The sequence below is a fragment of the Parabacteroides sp. 20_3 genome, assembly GCF_964238835.1.
GTDB classification, from domain to species: domain Bacteria; phylum Bacteroidota; class Bacteroidia; order Bacteroidales; family Tannerellaceae; genus Parabacteroides; species Parabacteroides distasonis.
In genome coordinates this window covers 165,019-188,730 of sequence record NZ_CAXSNO010000009.1, presented here as the reverse complement: position 1 = coordinate 188,730, position 23,712 = coordinate 165,019, and the positions used below count along the sequence as shown (strand labels likewise).

The following is a 23,712-nucleotide window of genomic DNA, read 5'->3' as shown; positions in this document are numbered from 1 at the left end:
TTTTAATAACAACCGAATATGATAAGACATATCTATAAAATAATGATAGCGATCGTTTGCTGCCTATTGGCTATTCCAACCGAAGCGCAAACGAAGGCCGAGAAGAACGGATGGCGTCTAGGGATGCAATCCTATAGTTTCCACCTGTTCCCTTTGACGGAAGCTCTCGATAAGACACAAGAACTGGGATTGAAATACATCGAGATTTATCCCGGCCATAAGCTCGGTGGTAAATGGGGAGATAAAGTATTCGATTTTAACCTCGATGCACAAACTCAGAAAGAGATCAAGGAGCTTGCGGCATCCAAAGGTATCAAGATCGTAGGAACCGGGGTGTATGTAGCCGAAAAGTCGTCCGATTGGGAAAAGATGTTCAAATTCGCGAAAGCGATGGACCTAGAGTTCATTACTTGCGAACCGGCTTTAAGCGATTGGGACCTGGTAGAAAAATTGTCCAAGCAATACAACATTAAGATCTCCGTCCATAATCACCCGCAGCCTTCCGAGTATTGGAAACCGGAGAACTTGTTGAAAGCCATTTCCGGACGCAGCCACTTGCTAGGTTCTTGTTCAGATGTGGGGCATTGGCGTCGGGAGGGGCTAAACCAGATTGATTGCTTAAAGCAACTCAAAGGTCGAATCATCTCTTTGCATTTCAAGGATATCGCCCCGAAAAAAGCAGGAGAGAATGAGCAGCACGACGTGATCTGGGGCACAGGCATCCTAGATGTAAAGGAAATGTTGAAAGAACTCAAATCCCAGAATTTCAAGGGAGTATTCTCTATCGAGTATGAATACAACTGGGAAAACTCAGTACCGGATATTAAAGAATGTATCCAATATTTCAATAAAACCGCAAACGAAATCTTATAATAGGGTTAGCATTAATTGACAGGCAGTAAGCGTATAGGCCCAAGGAATGTTCTCCTTGCCTATACGCTCCACCTTTCTAATAATACACGGGAATAAAATGGCATCTGACAACAAAATAATCGAATTGATCAAACAAGGAGATATAGCCGCCTTTAATACCCTGTTCAAGTCTGTTTATCTCCAACTTTATATACATTGCCGAAAATTTATCCCCGACCCGGAAGACGCAAAAGACATCTTACAAAACGTCTTCCTCCGCTTCTGGGAAAAGCGTGAGAACATCGATATTCACACGTCTTTAAACGCTTATTTATACAGGGCTATACAGAACGAATGCCTCAATTACCTTCGTTCTACCGGAACCATTGACATTCCCCGATATGAAATATCAGAGATGGATAAACAAGAGGCTGTGGAAGATAATGATCCTTATTCGATACTTAGTATTTTTGAAATAGAACGAATCACGGAAAATACGATAGAGGAATTACCAGATCAATGTAAATCCATTTTTAAATTGAGTCGTATAAATGGACTCAAGAACCAAGAGATCGCAGATAAATTGGCTATCTCCGTCCGTACAGTGGAAACACAGATATATAGAGCCCTTAAGATTTTGAAAAGTAGATTGAAAGACTATCTGGTTTCTTGAAAAAATATAATACAAAAATCTATCAATCTTGTAAGTAGCACATCGTTTTGAAGTGTCATACATATAGAATCGAGAAAAAACAATGAAAGAATATATAAAAAATATAATTGCGGAAAGTCTCAAAGACGAAGTAGATGTTGATAGGGAGTGGGAGCGTTTGTTTTCATCCATAGAGAAAAAAACTATTTCCAAAATGAAAACAAGAAGGCTATTCCTTCAATACATGAAATATGCCGCTGCTGTGCTTTTGGGTATAGGTATTTCACTATCAACGTTGTATCTTACGAATCAAGAGAACTTATCGACAGTTGGAAATTATAAATTAGTAACGAGCAAAGGTGAGAAGAGCTATTTGCAATTACCGGATGGTACGAGGGTTTGGCTTAACTCTTGTACAACTTTAGAATATGCGGAGAACTATGGCCATTCCAATCGTAGCATTTATTTGGATGGAGAAGCTTATTTTGAAGTCGCAAAGAATAAAGACTTACCATTTGTTGTAAAGGCAAACGGTATCGATGTGAAAGCGATTGGTACGGCCTTTAATGTTTCCGCTTATATGGAAGACTCGCAACTAACCACAACTTTGTTCAATGGAAAGGTCGCCGTACAACCTACGTTGACTAAACAAGAGGTCTTACTTGAGCCTAACCAAGTGGCGGTTTATGATAAAAGTAGAAATAAGATAGAAGTAGTACCTTACGATAAGAAACTATTCGCTCAATGGAGAGGAGGTTTCTTGTCTTTTGAAATGATGTATCTGCAAGATATAACAAAGTTGTTGGAAAGGAACTATAACGTTGTATTTCGTTATGAAAATCAAGGGATAAAAAAATTAAGGTTTAGCGGAAGTTTCCGTAACAACGAAGATTTATCGGAGATTCTCAATGTGATAAAGACGAATACGGGCATTCGCTATCAAATACTGAAAGATACTATAGTAATCAAATAATAAATCATTGAATTATTAATCTTAAAAACAGTCTTGCTTATGAGAAATGGATGATTTTTAGTGTAATACGGATAAAAACGTAACATTGTTAGATCTTATTATTAATCTTAAATTTATTAATTATGGCTAATCAGATAGGGAGTTCCGGTAGAACTAATTACAGAACCCTGAAAAAATCATTATTTTTAGGTTTGTGCTTAACCTTTTTCCAGCCGTACACAGTAGCGGCATCAGCACAAATTATATCCTTAAATATCACAAAAGGAACTATCACTGAAGTTTTTAAGGCGATTGAAGACCAAAGTGAATATAAATTCTTTTATAATGACAATCAAATCAATTTGAATAAACGGGTTGATGTCAATATCCATGAAGAATCCATAGAACAAGTATTAAACAATGTCTTTAGAGGTACGGATATTACGTATAAGATCGTCAAGAATCACGTAGTACTTACCAACAAGACCATGAAAGATACGGAGTTGCCATCCACCAACCAAAATCGCAAACGGCTAACCGGACAAGTAGTAGGACAAGATGGGGAGCCTCTGATCGGAGTAAACGTTGTAGTGAAAGGTACGACAATCGGATCTATGACCGATATGGACGGAAACTACATTCTAGAGAATGTTCCCTCCAACGCTACCGTTGAATTCTCGTACATCGGCTATCTCCAACAAAGTATCAACATAGGCAATAAAAGTAACCTCAACGTCACTTTAGCGGAAGACACTCAAAAGTTGGATGAGGTAGTAGTTGTTGGTTACGGTTCCTTCAAGAAAAGAGATTTAACCGGAGCTGTTTCTCAAGTAAAAGGAGATGAGATCTCGAACCTACCGCTTCGCAGCGCTGCCGACGCCTTGCAAGGAAAAGCAGCCGGTGTAACCATAACATCTAGTTCCGGTAGCCCAGGTTCACTCGGTAATGTCCGTATCCGTGGTGTCGGTACTATCAATAATAATGATCCGTTGTATGTAGTAGATGGTCTACCTCAAGGTGATATCGGTTGGTTAAATGCCCGTGATATCGAGAGCATAGAGGTATTGAAAGACGCTTCCGCACAAGCGATCTATGGTGCCCGTGCTGCCAACGGTGTGATCCTAGTGTCCACAAAGCGAGGAGCTTCCGGCGAGAGTTACCGAAGCAACATCGAGTTTGATATGAACATTGGTTTCCAAGATGTAGTGAAAACGTATGACATGCTAGACGCCGAAGGTTTCATGGAATATAAGAACCGGGCTTACGCCGCATCCGGGAAAGCCTTGATCGATGATTTCGCCACATCAGAGAAGCGAGAGCAGATCCTTACTTTCCTAGGGAAAAACGGAGGACGATCCGGTACGGATTGGTGGAAAGAGAGTACCCGTAAACCCAAGGAAGCTATCAGTCAGAATTACAACCTAGCTTTCTCTGGAGGTATGAAGAAACTCAGATACCGTGCTAGCTTTGGCTATATGGATCAACAAGGAATCTTGAAAGGTTCCGACTATGAACGCCTCTCCGGTCGATTGAACGTAGACTCTGAGGTAACCAAGTGGTTGAACCTCTCCGCAAATGTGAACGTCACGTACGAATCCAGGCGCAACCTAGATGAGAATAACTCTTACACAGCAACCGTGTTCAGTACCCTTGCGGCAGACCCAATCACTCCGGTATATCGCGACAACCTAGTGGATATCCCAGATTTCTTGCAAAACCGGATTATGGGTGGTTATGAGCCGACCAATCCTTGGTCTCGCTATACAGGCGTGATTTACTCAAACAAACCGAACACGGTTGGACAGGTAGACCGCTCCGCATTAAATCAATGGCACGGGATCGCCACGAAAAGTAATATCTCCGGCGAAGTCAAGTTGTTACCCTTCTTAACCTTCAAATCCAGTATCGCTCTTGACTTAGTCCGTAACCAAAGCGACTCTTTCCGTCCTTCTTACTATCTGGATGGAGATGAGTACTCCACTTATGCGGGCGCCAGTCGGAGCGTAGCGAATAAAGATTACTGGGTATTCGACAATTACCTAACTTACAATCAAAAATTCGACAAACATGCGGTAACAGCCATGGTCGGTACCTCCGCGGAGAAAGAACGCTACGAAGAGATCTACGCCTATAAAGAAGGACAGGTCAACAACAACCCGAACCAGCAGATCATCAACGCCGGTACCATGAATCCCGCCGCATCAGGCTACTACGCCACAAGTACGCTGAATTCTTATTTCGGTCGTGTATTTTATTCCTTTGACAACCGTTATATGATCACAGCCAATATCCGTTGGGATGGATCCTCTAAATTTGCGGATGGTAATCGCTGGGGTTGCTTCCCCTCCGTATCCGCCGGTTGGAATTTCTCGGAAGAGAGCTTCATGAATAACCTTGAGTGGCTGTCACAAGGTAAGTTAAGAGCAGCTTGGGGTGAGATCGGTAACCAGACTATCTCCTCCGGAGCCTATATGAATACATTCGGAAATGGTAGCTACTACCTCTTCGGTAATCCGTATCAGACGAACTTGTATGCCGGACGTACGCAGGTGGGTAATCCGGATCTGAAATGGGAGACTACTCGCCAACTGGACTTCGGATTGGATTTGGCCTTTTTCCAAGGTTCCTTGAGAGCAACCTTCGACTACTTTGACCGTCAGACAAGTGATATGTTGGTGCAAGTACCCGTGCCCAGTTCACTAGGATTCCCCAACACGCCGTGGATGAATGCCGGTAGCGTAAGCAATAAAGGTTTTGAAGTAACGCTAGGATACGACGGTAAGATCGGGAACGACTTCCAATATCATATCAACGGAAACGTATCCACCTATAAAAATAAGGTAAAAAGCCTAGGCAGTGGAGCGAATATTCCGGGTAAAGGCATCCATCTAGGATACTTCTCCTATACGATGACAGAGCCAGGACAACCGATCGGTTATTTCTACGGATATAAAACCGATGGTGTCTTCCAGACCCAAGAAGAGATCGACAACTACAAGAACAACGGTCAAATGGTAATGCCAAACGCAAAGCCGGGCGACTTAAAGTTCCAAGATTTAAACAAAGATGGTAAACTAGACGACGAAGACCGCACGATGACAGGAAATCCTCATCCAGACTTCACCTTTGGTTTGACCTTAGGCGCAGAATGGAAAGGATTCGACATTTCCGCCTTCTTCCAAGGATCAGTCGGCAACGACATCTTAAACATATTGAAATATGACATCTATTCAGGTACCGGTTGGTACAATGCTCCGAAAGATATATTAACAACCTACTGGAACGGACCAGGTAGTACAAACGAGAACTTCGCAATCGATGCGGATAGCCGCATGAACTTGGAAATGTCCGATTGGTATGTGGAAAACGGTTCTTATGTTCGTTTGAAGAACCTGACAATCGGTTATACGCTTCCGTCCGAATGGACTAAGAAGATCACGATCAACAACCTTCGTTTCTTTGTTGCCGCACAGAACTTATTCACGATCACCGGTTATTCCGGACTAGATCCTGAGATCGGAGAGATCAATAACTCGCCTCTTTACAAAGGCTGTGATATGGGATTCTATCCGCAACCGCGTACATTCATGTTCGGTCTTAGTTTGAAATTATAATCTTAAAATGAATTATTATGAAATCTATAGTTAACATAGGGAAATTACTTGTATCGATCGCATGCGTCGGTGCCCTTACGACAAGCTGTAACAGCGACTTTCTAGACCGCCCGCCATTGGGAACATTGGATGAGGTAACTTATCTGAGTACCAAGGATGCCGGCTACAAACTTTTGGTCAATTGCTATCAGCCCTTACAGGATAGCTGGAACTATCAGGACATGAAATTTGTCTTGGGAGATCAATTGAGTGATGACTGCTCCAAAGGCGGCTCTGATGCAGGAGACCGCGTTCGTATCACGGAAATCGCCCGCGGAACACCAATGGCGACTAATCAAGTCTTGTCCGACCTTTGGACTCATCGCTACCAAACAGCGATCTCAGCCTGCAACGTATTCCTGTCGCTAATCACACCTGAATCAGAATTGATCGATGATGCCGGAGGCTTGGTCAGCACAGAAACCAAACAGCGATGGATCGCAGAGGCTCAATTCATGCGTGCGTTCTATTACTACGACCTAGCTACAATCTTCCAGAATATTCCACTAATTGACAAGCCCATGGAAGTCGTCGACAAAAGTACGATCACGAAATCCAGCAAGGAGGAGGTCATGAACTTTATCCTGAAAGACCTGAACACCGCAATTGCCGAACCTAATCTACCTAATGCAAAAAGCCTTCCGACCAGCGAGATTGGGCGAATCACCAAAGAGGCCGCCATGGCTTTCCGTGCTAGGGTATTGATGTTCTACGGCAACTACGGAGAGGCTCTGAAAGACCTGAAGGCAGTTGTCGAATCCGGAAGCTATGAATTAGTAGATGACTACGAGAAGCTATTCAATAGCGCTACAGAGGGCTATATGTCAAAAGAGTCCGTCTTCATCACCCTGCGCTCTTACATTCCTAGCTACACTGGCGGTAGCGTTTGTCCACAAATGAATGTCGGTCGCGGTATTGCCGGCGGATGGGGCGGCGAGTGTCCGACGAAGGATTTGGTAGACGAATATGAGGTAGGCGATCCACGCTTGGTACACACGGTATTGTCATCCGGCGATATATTCGTCAAGAACGATGGTTCCGAAGAGGTACACGACTATTCCGGCTACGACAATTTCCCACAGCAACACAGCCGCAAGCAGTATCCAGACTTCTCCAGACGGCCACTAAACGATTTATTGAACACAGATTGGACCCACTATCACATCCGCTATGCCGATGTATTGCTGATGTACGCTGAGTGCCTGATCGAGACGGATGGCGACAAACAACTGGCGGCCGACCTGATCAACCAAGTACGTTACCGTGCCTTCGTGACAACCTCCTTGACAGATAGCTACGCAAAATACCGTAAGTTCAATCTCAAGGAGAGCGATCGAGTGACCGAAGATACTTTCAACGCTAAGTATAAAGTGAAAGCTTCCGATGATCTGCGTGCCGCCGTTCGCCACGAACGCCGTATCGAACTTGCAGGCGAGGGATTACGCTTCTACGACTTAATTCGCTGGGGCACCTTCGTATCTACGATGCAGAAATTCGGCAAGACTGATGAGGGCAAGTATTCCGGTGCCGGGACACTCGTCACCGATAAGACATACCCCTACCCGATTCCACAAAGCGAGATCGACTATGTAGGAGGCGCATTAACACAGAACGATAATTATTAATCTTCAATTTTTATAACTGTAGCCCCCCGCAGACAGTCCTTTCTTGTTGTCTGCGGGGGTTTCTATTCACGAAATACCTTAGAAATCCATGAAACGAATCTTATTTCTCCTAACCATCGCCCTCCTAAATTTGGGAAGTGGCCTATGCAAGACACGACAATCGTTAAGAATCATGAGCTACAACATCCGCATCGGGATCGGTATGGACCAACAGACCAATTTGAAGCGAATCGCTGAAGTGATCAACAAGGTCCAGCCGGACTATGTCGGGCTACAAGAGGTGGACAGTGTATGCGAACGCTCTGGATGGATCAACCAATATGCAGAATTGGCACGGTTGACCGGCATGTATCCAATCTTCGCACCCGCCACAGAACGTTCTAAGGGATTATACGGAATCGCCGCACTCTCCCGCAAGAAACCTCGCAGCTACCAATACATACCCCTGCCGGGAAAGGAAGAGCCACGTACCTTCCTTTGTCTCGAATATCCGAACTATACCTTGTGTAACACACATTTCTCGCTCGACCCAGACTCTCGCCTGGCCTCTATACGACTCATCAATGAGACGATGAAAAGAGAAAACAAACCAATCCTGATCACCGGAGACTTCAACATGGAGCCAGACTCTAAAGAATTCAAGGCGATGAAACAAACGTGGAGGCTCTTATCCGACCCTACGTTAGAGACCTACCCCTCGGATCATCCCCGCTTGCGTTTAGATTATATCTTCGGCGACCTAAAGCATGAATTTAGGATTATCAACGACCAAGTGATCGATATCCAGTCGTCCGATCACCTGCCGATCTATATAGACGTGCTATTTTAAGCTTTCTCCCCGGACATCCTCAGAATCCCGAACAATACGAATCTAGAAATTCTTAACGTTGTCCGGGATTTTCATGCAATAAGAATGCTTCCAATTGGTTTTAAGCAAAATATTTCCTAGTTTTGCGCAATAATATTACAGAATTAAAATAAACTGGGATATGAAGAATATAATCATTATAGCTAGTTTACTCCTCGGAATGCCGCTTATGGCACAAACCAAGGTGGTAAAAAAGAACGCCGTAAAAGCAAATAATTTCGGAATCACCTACTCGTTGCCCAAGACCTCGCTAGTCGTAGACGCCGAAGTGACGAAAGTAACTTGTAAAGCCGGGCCTTACTACCAATATGCAGAGAAGTATCTAGGCGTAAAGGATGCAGTCACGGAAGACAAGGTTTATTTCGATCTCGGAAAAATCAGTCTGATCAACCGGGGATTACCCGATGCGGATAATACCTATATCGTAGAATTCAAGCAAGGTACGGTCGCCCCTTACGCTTATCTTACCGAAGATGGATTATTATGCTCGATAAACGCAGAATATACGCCTGTTGAATCCGAGCTAGATGCTGTAAAGAAAAATAAAGGTCCTCAGCAAAAAGTGACAGACGCTTCCGTTTTCTCGGAGGAATTACTAATGGCAGGCTCCACCGCCAAACAAGCGGAGGTGGCCGCTAAACAAATTTACCGTATCCGGGAAAGCCGTTTGAACATCTTGACCGGCGAGGCGGATAATTTACCCCCCGATGGTGAAGCCATGAAACTGGTGATCCAGCAATTGGAGGAGCAAGAAAAAGCATTAACAAACCTATTCACCGGAATCTTGACCAAAGAAACCGAGCATTATGAGGTAAGCATTATCCCTCACGACAACCTAGACAAAGAAGTATTGTTCCGTTTCTCCAAGCAGCTAGGTATCGTAGACGCTGACGATTTGGGCGGTACCCCTGTCTATATGAACTTGAAAGCGACAGAAAGAGCTCCGATCCTTGATGCCAAGGAAGCCGAGAAGAAAGACAAATCATTGAAAGGAATCGTCTACAATGTTCCGGGAAAAGCCAGCATAGAAATACTAATGAACAAAAAAACACTCTACAAAGGAGAGGCCCAAATCACTCAATTCGGAACACGGGAAGGATTAGCCCCTGTTATGTTTGAGGATAAGAAAGCCCCTGTCAAGGTTCTTTTCTATCCGGAAACCGGCGCCATAAAGCAAATTATTCAATAAGTATAAACTAATATTATCTAAAACACATGTTACAAGGACAACCTAAAGGTCTCTATGCCCTAGCACTCGCAAACACGGGCGAACGCTTCGGTTATTACACGATGCTTGCGATTTTCACATTATTCTTGCAAGCGAAATTCGGCTATACGGCCGCTGAGACATCAACGATTTTCGCTAGCTTCTTAGCGTTCGTGTATTTTATGCCATTGATTGGCGGTATGATGGCCGATAAGTTCGGTTATGGAAAGATGGTTACCTCGGGTATCATCATCATGTTTGTCGGTTATCTTTTATTAGCCATCCCAACAGATGCCGCCTCGGGAAAAATCATGATGTTCGGCTCGCTAGCGCTAATCGCTTGCGGTACCGGATTATTTAAAGGTAACTTACAAGTGATGGTAGGTAATCTTTATGATGCCCCGGAATATAGAAGTAAACGTGACCAAGCCTTTAGTTTGTTTTATATGGCGATCAATATCGGTGCCATGTACGCACCTACGGCTGCCACTAAAATGACAGACTGGATGTTGGGTAAGTATAACCTTTTCTACGAGTCACAAATTCCGGCACTCGCTCACCAATTCTTAAACGGAACAATCTCCGCAGAGAACAAAGAGGCACTCGCCGCTCTGCAAAGCGCACAAGGTTTCACTGGCGATATGGCTACGTTCTGTTCCACGTATATCGAGAAGTTGTCCGAGGCATACAACTATGGATTCGGCGTAGCTTGTATCTCATTGATCATATCGATGGCTATCTATATGGGATTCCGCTCTACCTTTAAGCATGCGGATGTCAATACCAAACAAGCACAGGCTTCCCACGCTCCGCAAGAGGAATTGTCACCTGCCGAGACGAAACAACGTATCACCGCCTTGCTGCTGGTATTCGCCGTGGTATTGTTCTTCTGGATGGCTTTCCATCAAAATGGTCTGACAATGACGTTCTTTGCTCGCGACTATACGGCCAACCAAGTGACCGGACTGGATCGTATCGGCTTTGATGTGATTAACTTAACATTATTGGTTATCGCCGTGTATGGAGGATTCGCTATCGCACAATCCACAACGAGCAAAGGTAAGACGATCGCCAGCATCGTGACCGTGGGCGCATTAGCCGCTCTAGGTATCAAATATATGGCTCTGCCGGAAACCGTAACGATCCTTCCGCAGACCTTCCAGCAATTTAACCCGTTCTTCGTGGTTGTATTGACTCCGGTATCGTTGGCGATCTTTGGTTATCTGGCTAATAAGAAGAAAGAGCCGTCCGCTCCTCGTAAGATCGGATTGGGTATGATGATCGCCGCTTGCGGTTTCTTGATCTTGGCGATCGGTTCTATGGGCTTGCCTACACCGGACGCTTTAGCGGCGGATAGCAAATTGCAGGTATTGGTTTCTCCGAACTGGTTGATCTCAACTTATCTGGTATTGACCTTCGCCGAATTATTGCTTTCTCCGATGGGTATCTCTTTCGTATCCAAAGTGGCTCCTCCTAAATACAAAGGTATGATGATGGGTGGTTGGTTCGTGGCTACGGCTATCGGTAACTATCTGGTCGCTATCATCGGTTATTTGTGGGGAAGCATGCAATTATGGATGGTATGGAGCGTGTTGATCGTTCTTTGCTTACTGTCTGCGTTGTTCATGTTTTCTATCATGAAGAAACTGGATAAAGTGGCTTGACAATTGAGAATTGAGAATTGAAAATTAGAGGATGAGGAAGTCGTATACATATCGTTCGCAGGCACTCCGTTTCAGAAGATGGAGCCGGAAGGCGTATGCGGCTTTCATCAGTATACAGAGGGCTGTTACGATCGGACAATTATCCTTTTCCGTAGCCGATCGCTTCGAGAAAAAGAACCAGTCTTTACATACCGGTATCGGTACGTTCACGGACGGATTTTTCGAAGAGGATAACGAGGAGAGGGAGAATACCGAGGAGAACAAACGGAGCCTCGCGGTATCGCATGGACTGTTTACGGCATTACTCCCGGTATTAGTATCAAATGAGATCGCTCATCCGGCTCATCGTGTAGCTCACTATACATTATATAATATAGTAAAGGCGGGAAGTATCCGAAAGAATACTTCCCGCCTTTCTTATTTCCATCCGGTTGTAGAGACGGGGCGTGCCCCGTCTCTACAACTGGGTATATATATACACGGAATTATTAAATGAGAGAAAATGACAATAGAAGAAGCAAAGCAGTACATCCTAGAGGGTGGGAAAATTACTGAGGAACAGGCTTTAAGCTTGGCGAATCACCCGGACAAAGAGGCGCTTTACAAGGCCGCCCACCAAATCACCCGCCATTTTATGGGGAATAAGTTCGACACTTGTTCCATCATCAACGCCAAAAGCGGTAATTGCAGCGAGGATTGTAAATGGTGCGCGCAGTCGGGACATTACAAGACCCTCGTAAACTTATATCCTTTGCTTCCGCCCAAGGAATGTGTCTATCATGCGGTATATAACCGGAAACAGGGTATCCGGCGTTTTGCCTTGGTGACTAGCGGTAAGCGAGTATCGGATAAAGAATTGGAACAGATCACCGATACGATCCGGCAAATCAAGCGGCAAAGCGATATTAAATGCTGTGCCTCCATGGGATTGCTAACCCGCTCCCAACTCCAATCGCTTTACGATAGCGGAGTGGAGAATTATCACTGCAATATCGAGACCGCCCCTTCCTATTTCCGTCAACTCTGTTCCACGCATACGATCGAGCAGAAGATGGAAACCATCCATACCGCCCGGGAAATCGGTTTCCGTATCTGCTGCGGTGGCATTATCGGCATGGGCGAGACGATGGAGGAGCGAATCGAGATGGCTTGTTTCTTACAGCAAGAAGGTGTCTTATCCATCCCTCTCAATTTATTACAGCCGATACCGGGAACTCCTATGGAGAATACACAGATCCTAGAAGAAGAGGAATGGCTAACAACGATCGCCCTTTTCCGCTTGATCAATCCGAACGCATTTCTCCGTTTCTCCGGCGGACGGGCACAATTAAGCGAGGCCACGCAACGGAAATCCCTATATATCGGGATTAACTCCGCGATCATCGGAGACTTATTAACGACTATCGGAAGCAAGGTAGAGGAAGACAAAGTCTTATTTACCTCCGAAGGCTATTCACTCACCGAAAACACCGATTGGGAAAAATGACAACAACCGAACTTTTACAATACGACCGGGATCATCTATGGCATCCCTACACCTCGACCATCGATCCACTTCCCGTCTATCCGGTATCCAAAGCGGAGGGCGTAACGATAACCCTTGCGGACGGCAGGGAGCTAATAGACGGAATGTCTTCTTGGTGGGCGGCAGTCCACGGATACAACCATCCGGTACTTAACGCGGCGGCTAAAACCCAACTGGATAAGATGAGCCATATCATGTTCGGGGGATTCACGCACGAGCCGGCTGTCGAGTTGGCCGCTAAATTACTACCGCTATTGCCCCCTTCCCTAGAAAAGATATTCCTAGCGGATAGCGGCTCGGTCGCCGTGGAGGTAGCCTTAAAGATGGCGATCCAATACTGGCAGTCCAAAGGCATACCGGGAAAACATACCTTCGCCACGATCCGTAGCGGTTATCACGGGGATACTTGGCACGCCATGTCGGTATGCGATCCGGTGACAGGTATGCATGGGATCTTCTCCGGAAGCCTACCCATCCAATACTTCATACCTCAACCTTCGGTCCGATTCGGCGAGGAATGGAGAGAGGAGGCCATGGCTCCCTTGCGGGATTTACTAGAGCGGCATGCCGACGAGATCGCCGCCTTGATCTTGGAACCGGTCGTACAGGGGGCAGGAGGCATGTATTTCTACTCCCCCACTTTCCTCGTTCGTGCCCGGGAACTTTGCGACCGGTATAACGTCTTATTGATATTCGACGAGATAGCGACTGGCTTCGGGCGTACCGGAAAGTTGTTCGCATGGGAACATGCGGGAGTCGAACCCGATATCATGTGTATCGGAAAGGCATTGACGGGAGGTTATCTTACGCTTTCCGCCACGATCACGACAAAGCCGATAGCCGACACGATCTGTTCCGGCGAGGCGGGATGCTTTATGCATGGACCTACGTTTATGGGAAATCCCTTGGCATGCGCTATCGCTTCGGCCTCGATCTCTTTATTGATCGCCAGTCATTGGCAGGAGAAAGTGAAGCTTATAGAGGAACAATTGCGGGCGGAGTTAGCGCCAGCCGCCAAGCTGCCTGAAGTCGCTGAGGTACGGGTATTGGGGGCGATCGGGGTGATCGAGATGAAGCATCCGGTGGATATGGCGGTATTGCAACGTCGATTCGTAGAGGAAGGGATATGGGTACGTCCATTCGGACGGCTGGTTTATCTCATGCCTCCTTTCGTTATCTCCACGTATGAACTATCCAGACTAACCTCCGGATTATTGAGAGTATTAACGCATAATTAACATATCTACAACCGGGTAATATATAGATATATGAAATCATATAACGAGCAACTTACGGCTTTACGAGCCTCCGGGAATCTTAGGCACCTACCGGAAGTCGAGCATCAAGGAATATGGATATTAAAAGAGGGAATGCGTATGCTGAATCTCTCTTCCAACGATTATCTTGGATTAGCCAGCCGGCAGGATTTACAAGAGGAGTTTCAAGCATCCACACAAGACCGCTTCTATCCCTACTCCTCCTCATCATCCCGCTTGCTAACGGGTAATTTCTCCGTATATACGAAACTGGAGAAACAGATCGCCCGCTCCTTCGACCGGGAAGCCGCATTGATCTTCAATAGCGGCTATCATGCCAACACCGGAATCCTCCCGGCCTTAACCGATAAACAGACCTTATTACTCGCCGACAAGCTGGTGCACGCCAGCATCATCGATGGCATCTTGTTGAGTGGCTCCCCATTCCTCCGTTACCGCCACAACGACTATGACCAACTGGAACGCCTCGTACAAAAGAACGCCTGTCAATACGAGACGATCATCATCTTGACCGAAAGCATTTTCAGCATGGACGGGGATGTAGCGGATTTAAACCGCCTGATAGCTATCAAAAGGCAATATCCCAATATCCTATTGTACGTAGACGAGGCTCATGCCATCGGAGCCCGTGGAAAGACGGGGCTAGGTATCGCCGAGGAACAAGGCTGTATCCAAGAGATCGATCTATTGGTCGGTACTTTCGGCAAGGCGTTAGCATCTATGGGGGCCTATTTGGTTTGTTCCCATACGATACGGGAATATCTGGTCAATACGATGCGACCGCTCATATTCAGTACGGCCCTGCCACCGTTCCAAATCGCATGGACTTCCTTCATCTGGGAGCAACTCCCCTCGTTCACGAAGGAACGGGAGAATCTTCTAGCGTATAGCCGATTGTTAGCGGAAGCTTTAACGAGCAAAGGTGGCGAGATCAGCCAAAGCCACATCATCCCTTTCATCGTGGGAGAGAGCGAGGATTGCGTACGGAAAGCGGAAGAGCTACAACGAAAAGGCTTCTACTGCCTCCCCGTTCGCCCGCCGACAGTGCCCAAAGGTACCTCCCGTATCCGCTTCTCCCTTACGGCAAACCTCACGATAAAAAATATGCATCAACTGATTGTAGAGACGGGGCGTACCTCGTCTCCCACCGGGACACGCCCCGTCTCTACCCCCCCGGATAGAGAACTGGATAGATAGTATGTATATAAATTGAATTGATAGTATGTATATAGATAAGATAATAAATAAGCGATCCCCTAGTCTGATCCTCTGTCTCGCCGGCTGGTCCACCTCGCCGGAGCTTTTCCGCCATCTGGAAGTACCGGAGCAGACAGACCTATGGATTGCCTACGATTACAGGACGCTCGGGTTCGAAGAGACGTTCGCCCCCTATAAGGAGGTGCATCTGGTCGCTTGGTCTTTAGGCGTATGGGTAGCCACCCGGCTCTGGGCAGGCCACCGATCCTTTACCACGGCGACCGCCCTGAACGGTACCCCTTTTCCCATGCACGATACGCTAGGCATCCCGACCGCAATCTTCGAGGGAACCCTCCATCATATCAGCGAGGAAGGCATGCGTCGCTTTAACCGCAGGATGTGCGGAGACAAGGAGACATTCAATCGCTATTCGGAACTCTCACCACGTCCGCTGGAAGAGATCAAGGAGGAACTGGAATCTCTATATAATCAGATCCTCCCGGAAAAGCTCGAATCAGCCGATCCGCGGATATCCGCCTTCTGGGATCAAGCCATCCTGTCCACCGAAGATAAGATATTCCCGGCAACCAACCTCCGGAACTACTGGCAAGGCCGTTGCCCCATCCAAGAGATCAAGGCGCCTCATCTTCCTTTTTACCACTATCAATCATGGAACGAATTATGGAAGTAATCGAACAAGAACGGATCCGCCGGCGTTTCAGCCAAGCGGTGAATACATACGACGATCACGCGGAAGCCCAGAAACGGATATGCGCCCATCTGGTACAGCTATTGACCGTATACACCTCCTCTCATTTCCGCAGGGTGCTGGAAATCGGTTGCGGAAGCGGCGGATTCACCCGTTTATTAAAACAAGAATGCCAAATCGAGGAATGGGTACTCAACGATCTTTGCGAGACTTGGCAAAGCGCCATCGAGGAGTTGTTTCCTTCCGCCCCTCCTCTATTCTTGGCCGGTGATGCCGAGCGACTGGCTTTTCCCGGCACGTTCGACTTGATTGCCTCGGCCTCCGCCCTACAATGGATGAAAGACCTTCCGCATTTCCTCCATAAGCTATCGTCCACCCTATCGCCCGGAGGCATGCTGGCTTTCAACACCTTCACGCCAGACAACCTTCACGAGATCAAGGAACTGACCGGAGAAGGGCTCACCTATCCTACCGCCGGACAATTAAGGGAGTGGTTATCCACCGGCTTCCGGATCGTCCATGAAGAGGAAGGAAATATCGCCTTGACCTTCCGGCACCCGCTGGAGGTGCTAAGACATCTAAAGTACACGGGTGTCACGGCCAACGCCTCTTGCGTCTGGACACGGGGAAAACAGGAACGTTTCTGCCGGGATTATCAAGAGAGATTCCCCTCGGCGGATGGTGGAGTCACATTAACTTACCGTCCACTCTATATCTTAGTGGTCAAAAGATAAAGGTGAGGTAGGTCGCCTCTTCCGAAGTATTGATCCTTTCACCTATATGATATGATCGTATCACAAGGGTGAAACGATCTTTTCACCTAGGTGATACGTTCTTTTCACAAGGGTGAAAAGATCAATAGCACAGAAGAAAAGGAATAAATCTCTTAGAGACAAGGGGGAATATCCATAGAGACAAAAGATTAATCAAGCAACTATTTAAACAACAGAACAATGAGCCATCAAACGAAAGAAAATGTATTATTTATCTCCGGCATAGACACGAACGTCGGAAAGACCGTAGCCACCGGAATGATCGCCAAGGCATTGGCGAAAGCCGGAAAGAAAGTGATCACCCAAAAGATGATACAGACCGGATGCGAGCACGTATCAGAGGATATAGAGGCACACCGCCAAATCCAAGGGATACCCTTTACCGACGAGGACACGCGAGGGTTGACTTGTCCTTATATCTTCACCTATCCTTGCTCTCCCCATATGGCGGCGGCGAAAGATGGAAGACGTATCGATTTAGACACGATCACCCAATCCACCCGGCGATTGCGAGAGACCTACGAGTATGTATTACTGGAAGGAGCCGGAGGACTGATGGTGCCGAACGACATGGAATCCCTTACGATCGATTATGTAAAGGAACAGGCGTATCCCTTGATACTAGTCACGTCCGGTAAGCTGGGAAGTATCAATCATACTTTGCTCAGCCTGTACGCCTGCGAACGATACGGCATCGAGGTAAAAGCCATCGTCTATAACCAATATCCAAGCATCGACCCGCTGATCGAGGCGAATACCTTGGAGTATCTAAAGGCCAAATTCCCGGAAATCCCCTTAATCCTCCTTCCGGAAATGAAAAAGGGAAGCGAGGAGCTTCCCGATATTCGCCCGTTGCTATAACGCCCTATCAAGCCGGATCAGGAAATAGATCCAGTATTTTCTGATCCGCTTTTCTCCGGATCTCCGGTGTAATGCTATCCTTCACCATTTTCAATACGAAAGTCATCACCGCCACATCGTCCGTGAAGCCGATAATGGGGAGCACGCTCTCCGGGATCAAGTCGAAAGGCAATATAAAGTATCCTAAAGCCCCGATTATATAAGCCTTATGTTGAAGAGACACCTTTTCATCCTGTAACATATAATACAGCGTGAAGACAGGACGCAATACCGTAGCCCCCACTTTCTTCGCTACCCGCTCTATCTTCTTCCAGAAACTCTTCTCCGAGAAATAAGTCCCATATCTTTGTATCTCATGTACTTCCTCGAAAGGAACATCCTCAATCTTTCTTGTGTCCATAAACGAATCCTATTAAATCATCTTTCACAAAGATAACAAGTAGTGTAGAAAAATTGCACATCAAATGAGGAAATATTACACAATGCCACCTCCACACCCGTATTCAAAGCTTTTCGTAATAATCTCATAAGAAAACAATTATAAAGAAACCTACAGGATTTATCACATCTGGCACGCCTTTTTCAGATAATCCTCTAGTTAGTATAGGTATTAATAAGACGTTTTAAACAAAAAGAGATGAGAAATGTAAAAACATGGGGCATACTATTCCTATGTCTACTTCTATTGCCCGGGGTAGCGTATGCCCAAAAAAGACAGATCGAAGGAACGGTGATTTCCCAAGAGGACAAGGAGCCTCTGATCGGAGCGACCGTTATCGTAAAAGGGAGCCTGTCGGGAGCGGAGACCGATCTCGACGGACATTTCACGCTGGAAGTTGATCCTGACGCCAAATTCATTATTGTCGATTACATCGGCATGAAGCAGACCCAAGTATCTATCCCGAAAAGCGGTATCTTAAACGTGGCTTTACAACCGGAGGCGATGAACCTCGATGAGGTCGTGGTAACCGGTTACGGTAACTTCTCACGTTCTTCCTTTACCGGTTCCGCCAACACTTTACGGGCTGACCTACTGAAAGAGATGCCGGTGGTTTCCATAGAACAGAAACTACAAGGTATGACCTCCGGTGTCAATATCACGGGAAGCTCCGGGCAACCGGGAGCGAACGCATCCATCCGTATCCGTGGTATGGGCTCGTTCAACGCATCGAACGAACCTTTGTTTGTGATAGACGGAGTTCCCGTCACCTCGGGAAACCTAAGTACCGGAAGCGGTTCGGAGGCCTCCTACATGAACAATGCCAAGACCAACATCATGAGTACGATCAATCCTTCCGATATCGAGAATATCACGGTTATAAAGGATGCCGCCGCCGCCTCCCTTTACGGTTCCCGTGCGGCCAACGGTGTTATCTTGATCACGACCAAACAAGGATCGAAAGGACGTACCCGGGTCACGTTGAACGCTAGCGCCGGATTCTCGGACGCCGCGGTAGACTTCCGCCCGACCCTCAACGGAGAGCAACGCCGGGAACTACTTTATGAAGGCTTGGTTAATTACGCGCAAGACCAGATTGCCAAAGATCCCGCATCTTTCACCCAGACTCCGGAAGAGTACGCCAACGCCAATATCGGGGCGTACACCTCTGTTCCCGCCTTAGGCTATACCGATTGGAAAGACGTGTTGATGAGACAGGCCGTACATCAAAATTATGAGGCTTCCGTTTCCGGTGGCTCCGAGAACACGACGGTCTACAGCTCCTTGGGTTATCAAAAACAAGAGGGTCTGGTGGAGAACTCATCGATGGAACGGTACTCCGGACGCTTTAACGTGCAACAAAAGATCGGCAAACGAGGCGAGGCCGGAGCGAACCTCATGTTCTCGCAAGTGAATCAAGAGATGAACGAGGAACGTACATCCAGTATCAATCCTTTCTATTGCATGGCGGTAGCCACTCCTCCCTCCTACCCGGTATTTAACGAGGATGGTTCCTACGCCAATACCTATCCCGGAACGAACGTAAATCCTTTGCGGGATATGCGTACCGACTATAACCGGGTTCGTATGACCCGTATCTTCGGTACGGCGCACGGTGCGGTAGAGATTATCAAAGGACTTAAATTAAAGGAAGTACTCAGCTACGATTATAGCATCCAGAAGGATGCCCGCTATTTCAACGCATTAAGCGGGGCGGGTCCCAAGAGCGGTAGCGATGCCCAATCGTCCAAAGGTTTTATCGAATACGGGAAATTGATCTCTTCTACCTCGTTGAACTACGTAAGGACATTCGCCAACAAACATCATCTGGATGTACTAGCCGCTTATGAGGCGGAAAGTTTCCAGACGGATAAAGCCGCCGGTGAGAAAAGCAAGATGCCGTCCGACCAATTATTCGAGCCGGACAACGCCGCCGTTATAAACAGTTTCGTATCCTCTACACAGGATTATCGGTTGCTTTCTTATCTAACCCGCTTGAATTATGATTACGACAACCGGTATTATATCGCCGGAAGTTTCCGCCGGGATGGTAGTTCCCGATTGGCGCCGGAACATCGCTGGGGTAATTTCTGGTCGGTCTCAGGCATGTGGCATCTGGGAGCCGAGGATTTCATGAAAGCCGTAAAGCCGGTGTTGAGCGATGTCAAGATCCGTGCCTCTTATGGCGTGAACGGTAATCAGCCGGGATCTTATTACGGTTATATGGGCTTATATAGTTACGGAAAGAACTATATGGATAACCCCGGTTCGTATGAAAGCACACAAGCCAATCCCAATCTAAAATGGGAGAAGAACTATAATATGAACCTCGGACTAGACCTCGCGTTTATCGATCGCATCTTCGTAACGCTCGAGTATTACAATCGTGACACCAAGGATTTGCTTTACAACCGTCCGATCAGCGCCACGACCGGATTCCTGAACTATCTGGGTAATCTGGGGCAGTTAAACAATAAAGGTGTCGAGCTGGAGGTTCGTTCCTTGAATATCTCGAACGCAGATTTTAATTGGACTACGGTATTGAACTTGACACATAACAAGAATAAGATCGTGGCCCTTGATGGTAATCTCGATCAAGTGGTAGAAAGTAGTTGGTTTATCCGGAAAATAGGATTGCCATTCAATACATTCTATGTAAAGGAATTCGCCGGGGTAGATCCCTCGAGCGGAAATGCGCTGTATTATAAAAATACGGAAGACGAGAACGGCAATCTAGACCGCACCTTGACCCAAGATGTCAATGAGGCGCAAGCGGTTCCTTATAAACAAGTAGATCCAAAGATATCCGGCGGCCTTACCAATATCCTTTCTTATAAATGGTTCGACTTGGCCTTTACGCTCTCTTATTCATTGGGCGGCTATTCTTTCGACAAGACCGGTACGTATATCGAGACAGACGGAGCTAGCGAAGGAAACCGCAACCTGCCCATCTATGAGTTAGACCGTTGGCAAAAGCCCGGTGATATCACCGACATTCCCCGTTTCGTATTGGGACGCTCCGACAAAGTGAGCGGTGGTTCCTCTCGCTTCGTACATAGTACGGATCACTTGAGATTAAAGAACCTGACGTTCGGGTTTACCCTGCCTCATAACTGGACCGATAAAGTCTTGCTGGATAAAGTCCGTGTCTATTTCTCCGGCAGCAACTTGCTGACTTGGGCGAAATGGAAGCAATATGATCCGGAAGTGCCCGTATCCGGCGAGGTATTCTGCGAGACACCGCCCATGCGAACCTTTAGCTTCGGCGTGGAAGTTAATTTCTAAACACAACAATTCATTCGATAAAAAAGAAATACAATGAAATGGTCAATTAAATATATCGTAAGCGCTCTTCCTTTCTTATTCACGGCTTGTTCCGGAGATTGGCTGGATCTGGATCCCTCCACTTCCGTGACCAGCGATAACGCTATTCAGTCACTGGAAGACGCTAAAACCGCATTAAATGGAATCTATCGCATAGCATCCGAGCATAGTTATTATGGAGACAACTACCTCTATTATGCCGACTGCCGTGGCGAAGACGTACAAGCTCGTATTGACAAAGGTCCCGGCAGACGTGTATCTCCGTACTATCTGTTCAACGTAGCCGCCGACGACGCTTTTAATATCACGAGAGTATGGAACCAACCCTATATCGTGATTCATCAAGCGAACAGCTTAATCGAGAAAATAGACAACGGTAGCGTCCAAACCTCCGACACGCAAGAAATCGCCCGTATAAAAGCAGAGGCGTTGGCTATGCGTGGCTTGGCCTTATTCGATTTAACCCGCCTCTTTGGCATGCCTTATACACTGGATAATGGGGCGTCCTTGGGTGTGCCCATCGAGATCAAGACGGAGTTGCCGACTCACCAACCGTCTCGCAACACGGTAGCCGAATGCTACAACCAAGTGATCAAAGACCTGACCGAAGCCTTACCCAACCTTGTTACAACCAAATCCGACGGTCACCAAAATGTATGGAGCGTGAAAGCACTTTTATCTCGTATCTATTTATATATGAACGACAACGAGAACGCCCTTAAATACGCTCAAGAAGTAATCAATAACGGAGGTCTTTATACCTTGTTCACGCACGATGAGTATACCTCCGTATGGGGAAAAGACTTCAATTCCGAATCCCTGTTCGAGTTCTACTTTACGCTTACCGAGCCTTCCGGCGGTAGTGGCGGAGAGGGCGCTCCCATGGTATATGCCGATAACGTGAAAGATTGGAACAATTTGGTCTTGACGAAAGATTTCTTGGATTTACTGGGTGAAGACCCGGATGATGTTCGCCATGCCTTATGCCGCTTACCTCAAAAACCGGACGAGGATATCCTTCCAACCGGTTCGACCGGACATCCTAAATATCTGGCGAAGTATCCCGGAAAAACAGGAGATGTATTGACCGGCAATCCGCAAGACAATGACCTATGCATCATCCGTCTGTCCGAGATATACTTAAATGCGGCCGAGGCGGCTTTCAAGCTAGGAAAACGTAGCGAGGCGTTAGGCTACCTGAATCAAATCGTAAGCCGAGCCAACCCCAATAAATCCGTTAGCGACTCCGAACTTTCCCTAGAGAGAATCCTTAAAGAACGCCGCAAAGAATTGGTTGGCGAAGGACATGCGTTCTTTGATTACATGCGTAACAATATTCCGGTAATCCGTAAGGGCGGTTGGCATTTGCCGCAATTACCTACCGACGCACAGGTGATCAACGCTTCCGATCCCCGGGTAGCACTCCCGATTCCGCAAAGCGAGATCGACGCAAACCCGAATATCGTACAGAATAAACGGTAACCAACAAGAAAAAGGGGAATGGCATTAAAACCATTCCCCTTTTTCTTGTTTCGCTTATTTCTTTTTCAAGATCCGTTGCGCCGAATCCGACAGCACCACGATCGCACCGGCCAGTATCGCCGTATCTTTTATCACCAATCGCCCGGCCCCCGATAATAACGGGAAACCAAATTCCCCGCTGCCGAGATTAGGTACCCAGACCTCCGGAGTCGTGACCAAGAAGGACAACGTCCCAAACGTCATGATTATAGCCAACCCCGCTCCTACCAAACCGATCTTCGGCGAGAAAATGCCGAGGAAAGTCAAGATACCGATCGCCATGATCAAGATTCCCAAGCCACGAGAGAAGCCATACGTGTTATTCTCTTGATGCCACTCATGCTTCGCTTGATCGAACTCACCCTCTTTTAATTTATACGTCTTATATTCGGGAGCGCTTTTCGTATAGAAGAAACTCATGAAAGGGCTGTTCGCCACAAACGGAACGATGCCTTCCGCTTCATAATTCCAGAACTTCAAACCGCCGATCCACACAAATATGATCAAGATCGATATACGGATCAAATTAATACCTAGCTTCTGAGTAGAGGCCGCCACTTGCAAAAACGAGTAAAACAGGTCATTCAACTTTTTCATCTTATTATTTGTTTTA

General features: G+C 46.7%; 19 protein-coding genes. 17 read left to right on the top strand and 2 right to left on the bottom strand.

What is annotated here, in order from left to right; all coding sequences use genetic code 11:
* Positions 1-18 precede the first annotated feature (18 nt).
* From ACESPU_RS18085 to bioD, 15 genes are all read left to right on the top strand, one after another.
* On the top strand, positions 19-873 hold the full coding sequence (locus tag ACESPU_RS18085) for a sugar phosphate isomerase/epimerase (RefSeq protein ID WP_048927651.1): 855 nt from the start codon (positions 19-21) through the stop codon (positions 871-873).
* A gap of 97 nt (positions 874-970) precedes the next feature.
* Positions 971-1,525: an RNA polymerase sigma-70 factor gene (locus tag ACESPU_RS18080; protein ID WP_083434115.1), complete on the top strand. Its 555-nt coding sequence runs from the start codon at positions 971-973 to the stop codon at positions 1,523-1,525.
* Positions 1,526-1,607: 82 nt separating this feature from the next.
* Positions 1,608-2,477, top strand: coding sequence for a FecR family protein (locus tag ACESPU_RS18075; protein WP_036612949.1), 870 nt, complete (start codon positions 1,608-1,610; stop codon positions 2,475-2,477).
* A 191-nt stretch (positions 2,478-2,668) separates the two neighbouring features.
* Positions 2,669-6,070, top strand: coding sequence for a TonB-dependent receptor (locus tag ACESPU_RS18070; RefSeq protein WP_048927649.1), 3,402 nt, complete (start codon positions 2,669-2,671; stop codon positions 6,068-6,070).
* A 17-nt stretch (positions 6,071-6,087) separates the two neighbouring features.
* Complete coding sequence (locus ACESPU_RS18065; protein ID WP_122378797.1) at positions 6,088-7,734, top strand: RagB/SusD family nutrient uptake outer membrane protein; 1,647 nt, start codon at positions 6,088-6,090, stop codon at positions 7,732-7,734.
* 88 nt (positions 7,735-7,822) lie between these two features.
* Complete coding sequence (locus tag ACESPU_RS18060; RefSeq protein WP_036651545.1) at positions 7,823-8,563, top strand: endonuclease/exonuclease/phosphatase family protein; 741 nt, start codon at positions 7,823-7,825, stop codon at positions 8,561-8,563.
* Between the two features lie 160 nt (positions 8,564-8,723).
* Positions 8,724-9,791 (top strand): DUF4831 family protein, encoded by a 1,068-nt coding sequence (locus tag ACESPU_RS18055; protein ID WP_008773393.1) that lies wholly within the window; start codon positions 8,724-8,726, stop codon positions 9,789-9,791.
* Positions 9,792-9,817: 26 nt separating this feature from the next.
* A complete protein-coding gene (locus tag ACESPU_RS18050; RefSeq protein WP_057326691.1) occupies positions 9,818-11,473 on the top strand; it encodes a peptide MFS transporter in 1,656 nt (551 codons plus the stop codon).
* Positions 11,474-11,504: 31 nt separating this feature from the next.
* Positions 11,505-11,969 carry a hypothetical protein gene (locus ACESPU_RS18045; RefSeq protein WP_057326690.1) on the top strand — a complete coding sequence of 155 codons (465 nt, stop codon included), beginning with the start codon at positions 11,505-11,507 and terminating at the stop codon, positions 11,967-11,969.
* A gap of 6 nt (positions 11,970-11,975) precedes the next feature.
* Positions 11,976-12,959, top strand: a complete 984-nt coding sequence (gene bioB, locus ACESPU_RS18040; RefSeq protein WP_373133580.1) for a biotin synthase BioB — start codon at positions 11,976-11,978, stop codon at positions 12,957-12,959.
* Complete coding sequence (gene bioA / locus ACESPU_RS18035; RefSeq protein ID WP_122368849.1) at positions 12,956-14,236, top strand: adenosylmethionine--8-amino-7-oxononanoate transaminase; 1,281 nt, start codon at positions 12,956-12,958, stop codon at positions 14,234-14,236. The genes bioB and bioA overlap by 4 nt, the downstream gene beginning before the upstream one ends.
* A gap of 30 nt (positions 14,237-14,266) precedes the next feature.
* On the top strand, positions 14,267-15,472 hold the full coding sequence (locus tag ACESPU_RS18030; RefSeq protein WP_005864856.1) for an 8-amino-7-oxononanoate synthase: 1,206 nt from the start codon (positions 14,267-14,269) through the stop codon (positions 15,470-15,472).
* A 25-nt stretch (positions 15,473-15,497) separates the two neighbouring features.
* Positions 15,498-16,163, top strand: coding sequence for a DUF452 family protein (locus tag ACESPU_RS18025; RefSeq protein WP_005864854.1), 666 nt, complete (start codon positions 15,498-15,500; stop codon positions 16,161-16,163).
* On the top strand, positions 16,154-16,915 hold the full coding sequence (gene bioC, locus ACESPU_RS18020; RefSeq protein ID WP_122368848.1) for a malonyl-ACP O-methyltransferase BioC: 762 nt from the start codon (positions 16,154-16,156) through the stop codon (positions 16,913-16,915). Before ACESPU_RS18025 ends, bioC begins: the two co-directional genes overlap by 10 nt.
* 219 nt (positions 16,916-17,134) lie before the next feature.
* Entirely contained in the window at positions 17,135-17,815 is a 681-nt protein-coding gene (gene bioD, locus ACESPU_RS18015; protein WP_005864849.1) for a dethiobiotin synthase, read from the top strand.
* A 7-nt stretch (positions 17,816-17,822) separates the two neighbouring features.
* On the opposite strand, the gene ACESPU_RS18010 is transcribed toward bioD, so the two are convergent.
* Complete coding sequence (locus tag ACESPU_RS18010) at positions 17,823-18,215, bottom strand: YkvA family protein (RefSeq protein ID WP_250788198.1); 393 nt, start codon at positions 18,213-18,215, stop codon at positions 17,823-17,825.
* Positions 18,216-18,452: 237 nt separating this feature from the next.
* Here ACESPU_RS18010 and ACESPU_RS18005 point away from each other — a divergent pair, with 237 nt between their 5' ends.
* Complete coding sequence (locus tag ACESPU_RS18005) at positions 18,453-21,539, top strand: TonB-dependent receptor (protein WP_057317176.1); 3,087 nt, start codon at positions 18,453-18,455, stop codon at positions 21,537-21,539.
* Between the two features lie 33 nt (positions 21,540-21,572).
* Positions 21,573-23,060, top strand: coding sequence for a RagB/SusD family nutrient uptake outer membrane protein (locus tag ACESPU_RS18000; protein ID WP_008780175.1), 1,488 nt, complete (start codon positions 21,573-21,575; stop codon positions 23,058-23,060).
* 54 nt (positions 23,061-23,114) lie between these two features.
* On the opposite strand, the gene ACESPU_RS17995 is transcribed toward ACESPU_RS18000, so the two are convergent.
* Complete coding sequence (locus ACESPU_RS17995; RefSeq protein ID WP_005854756.1) at positions 23,115-23,696, bottom strand: DUF417 family protein; 582 nt, start codon at positions 23,694-23,696, stop codon at positions 23,115-23,117.
* Positions 23,697-23,712 lie beyond the last annotated feature (16 nt).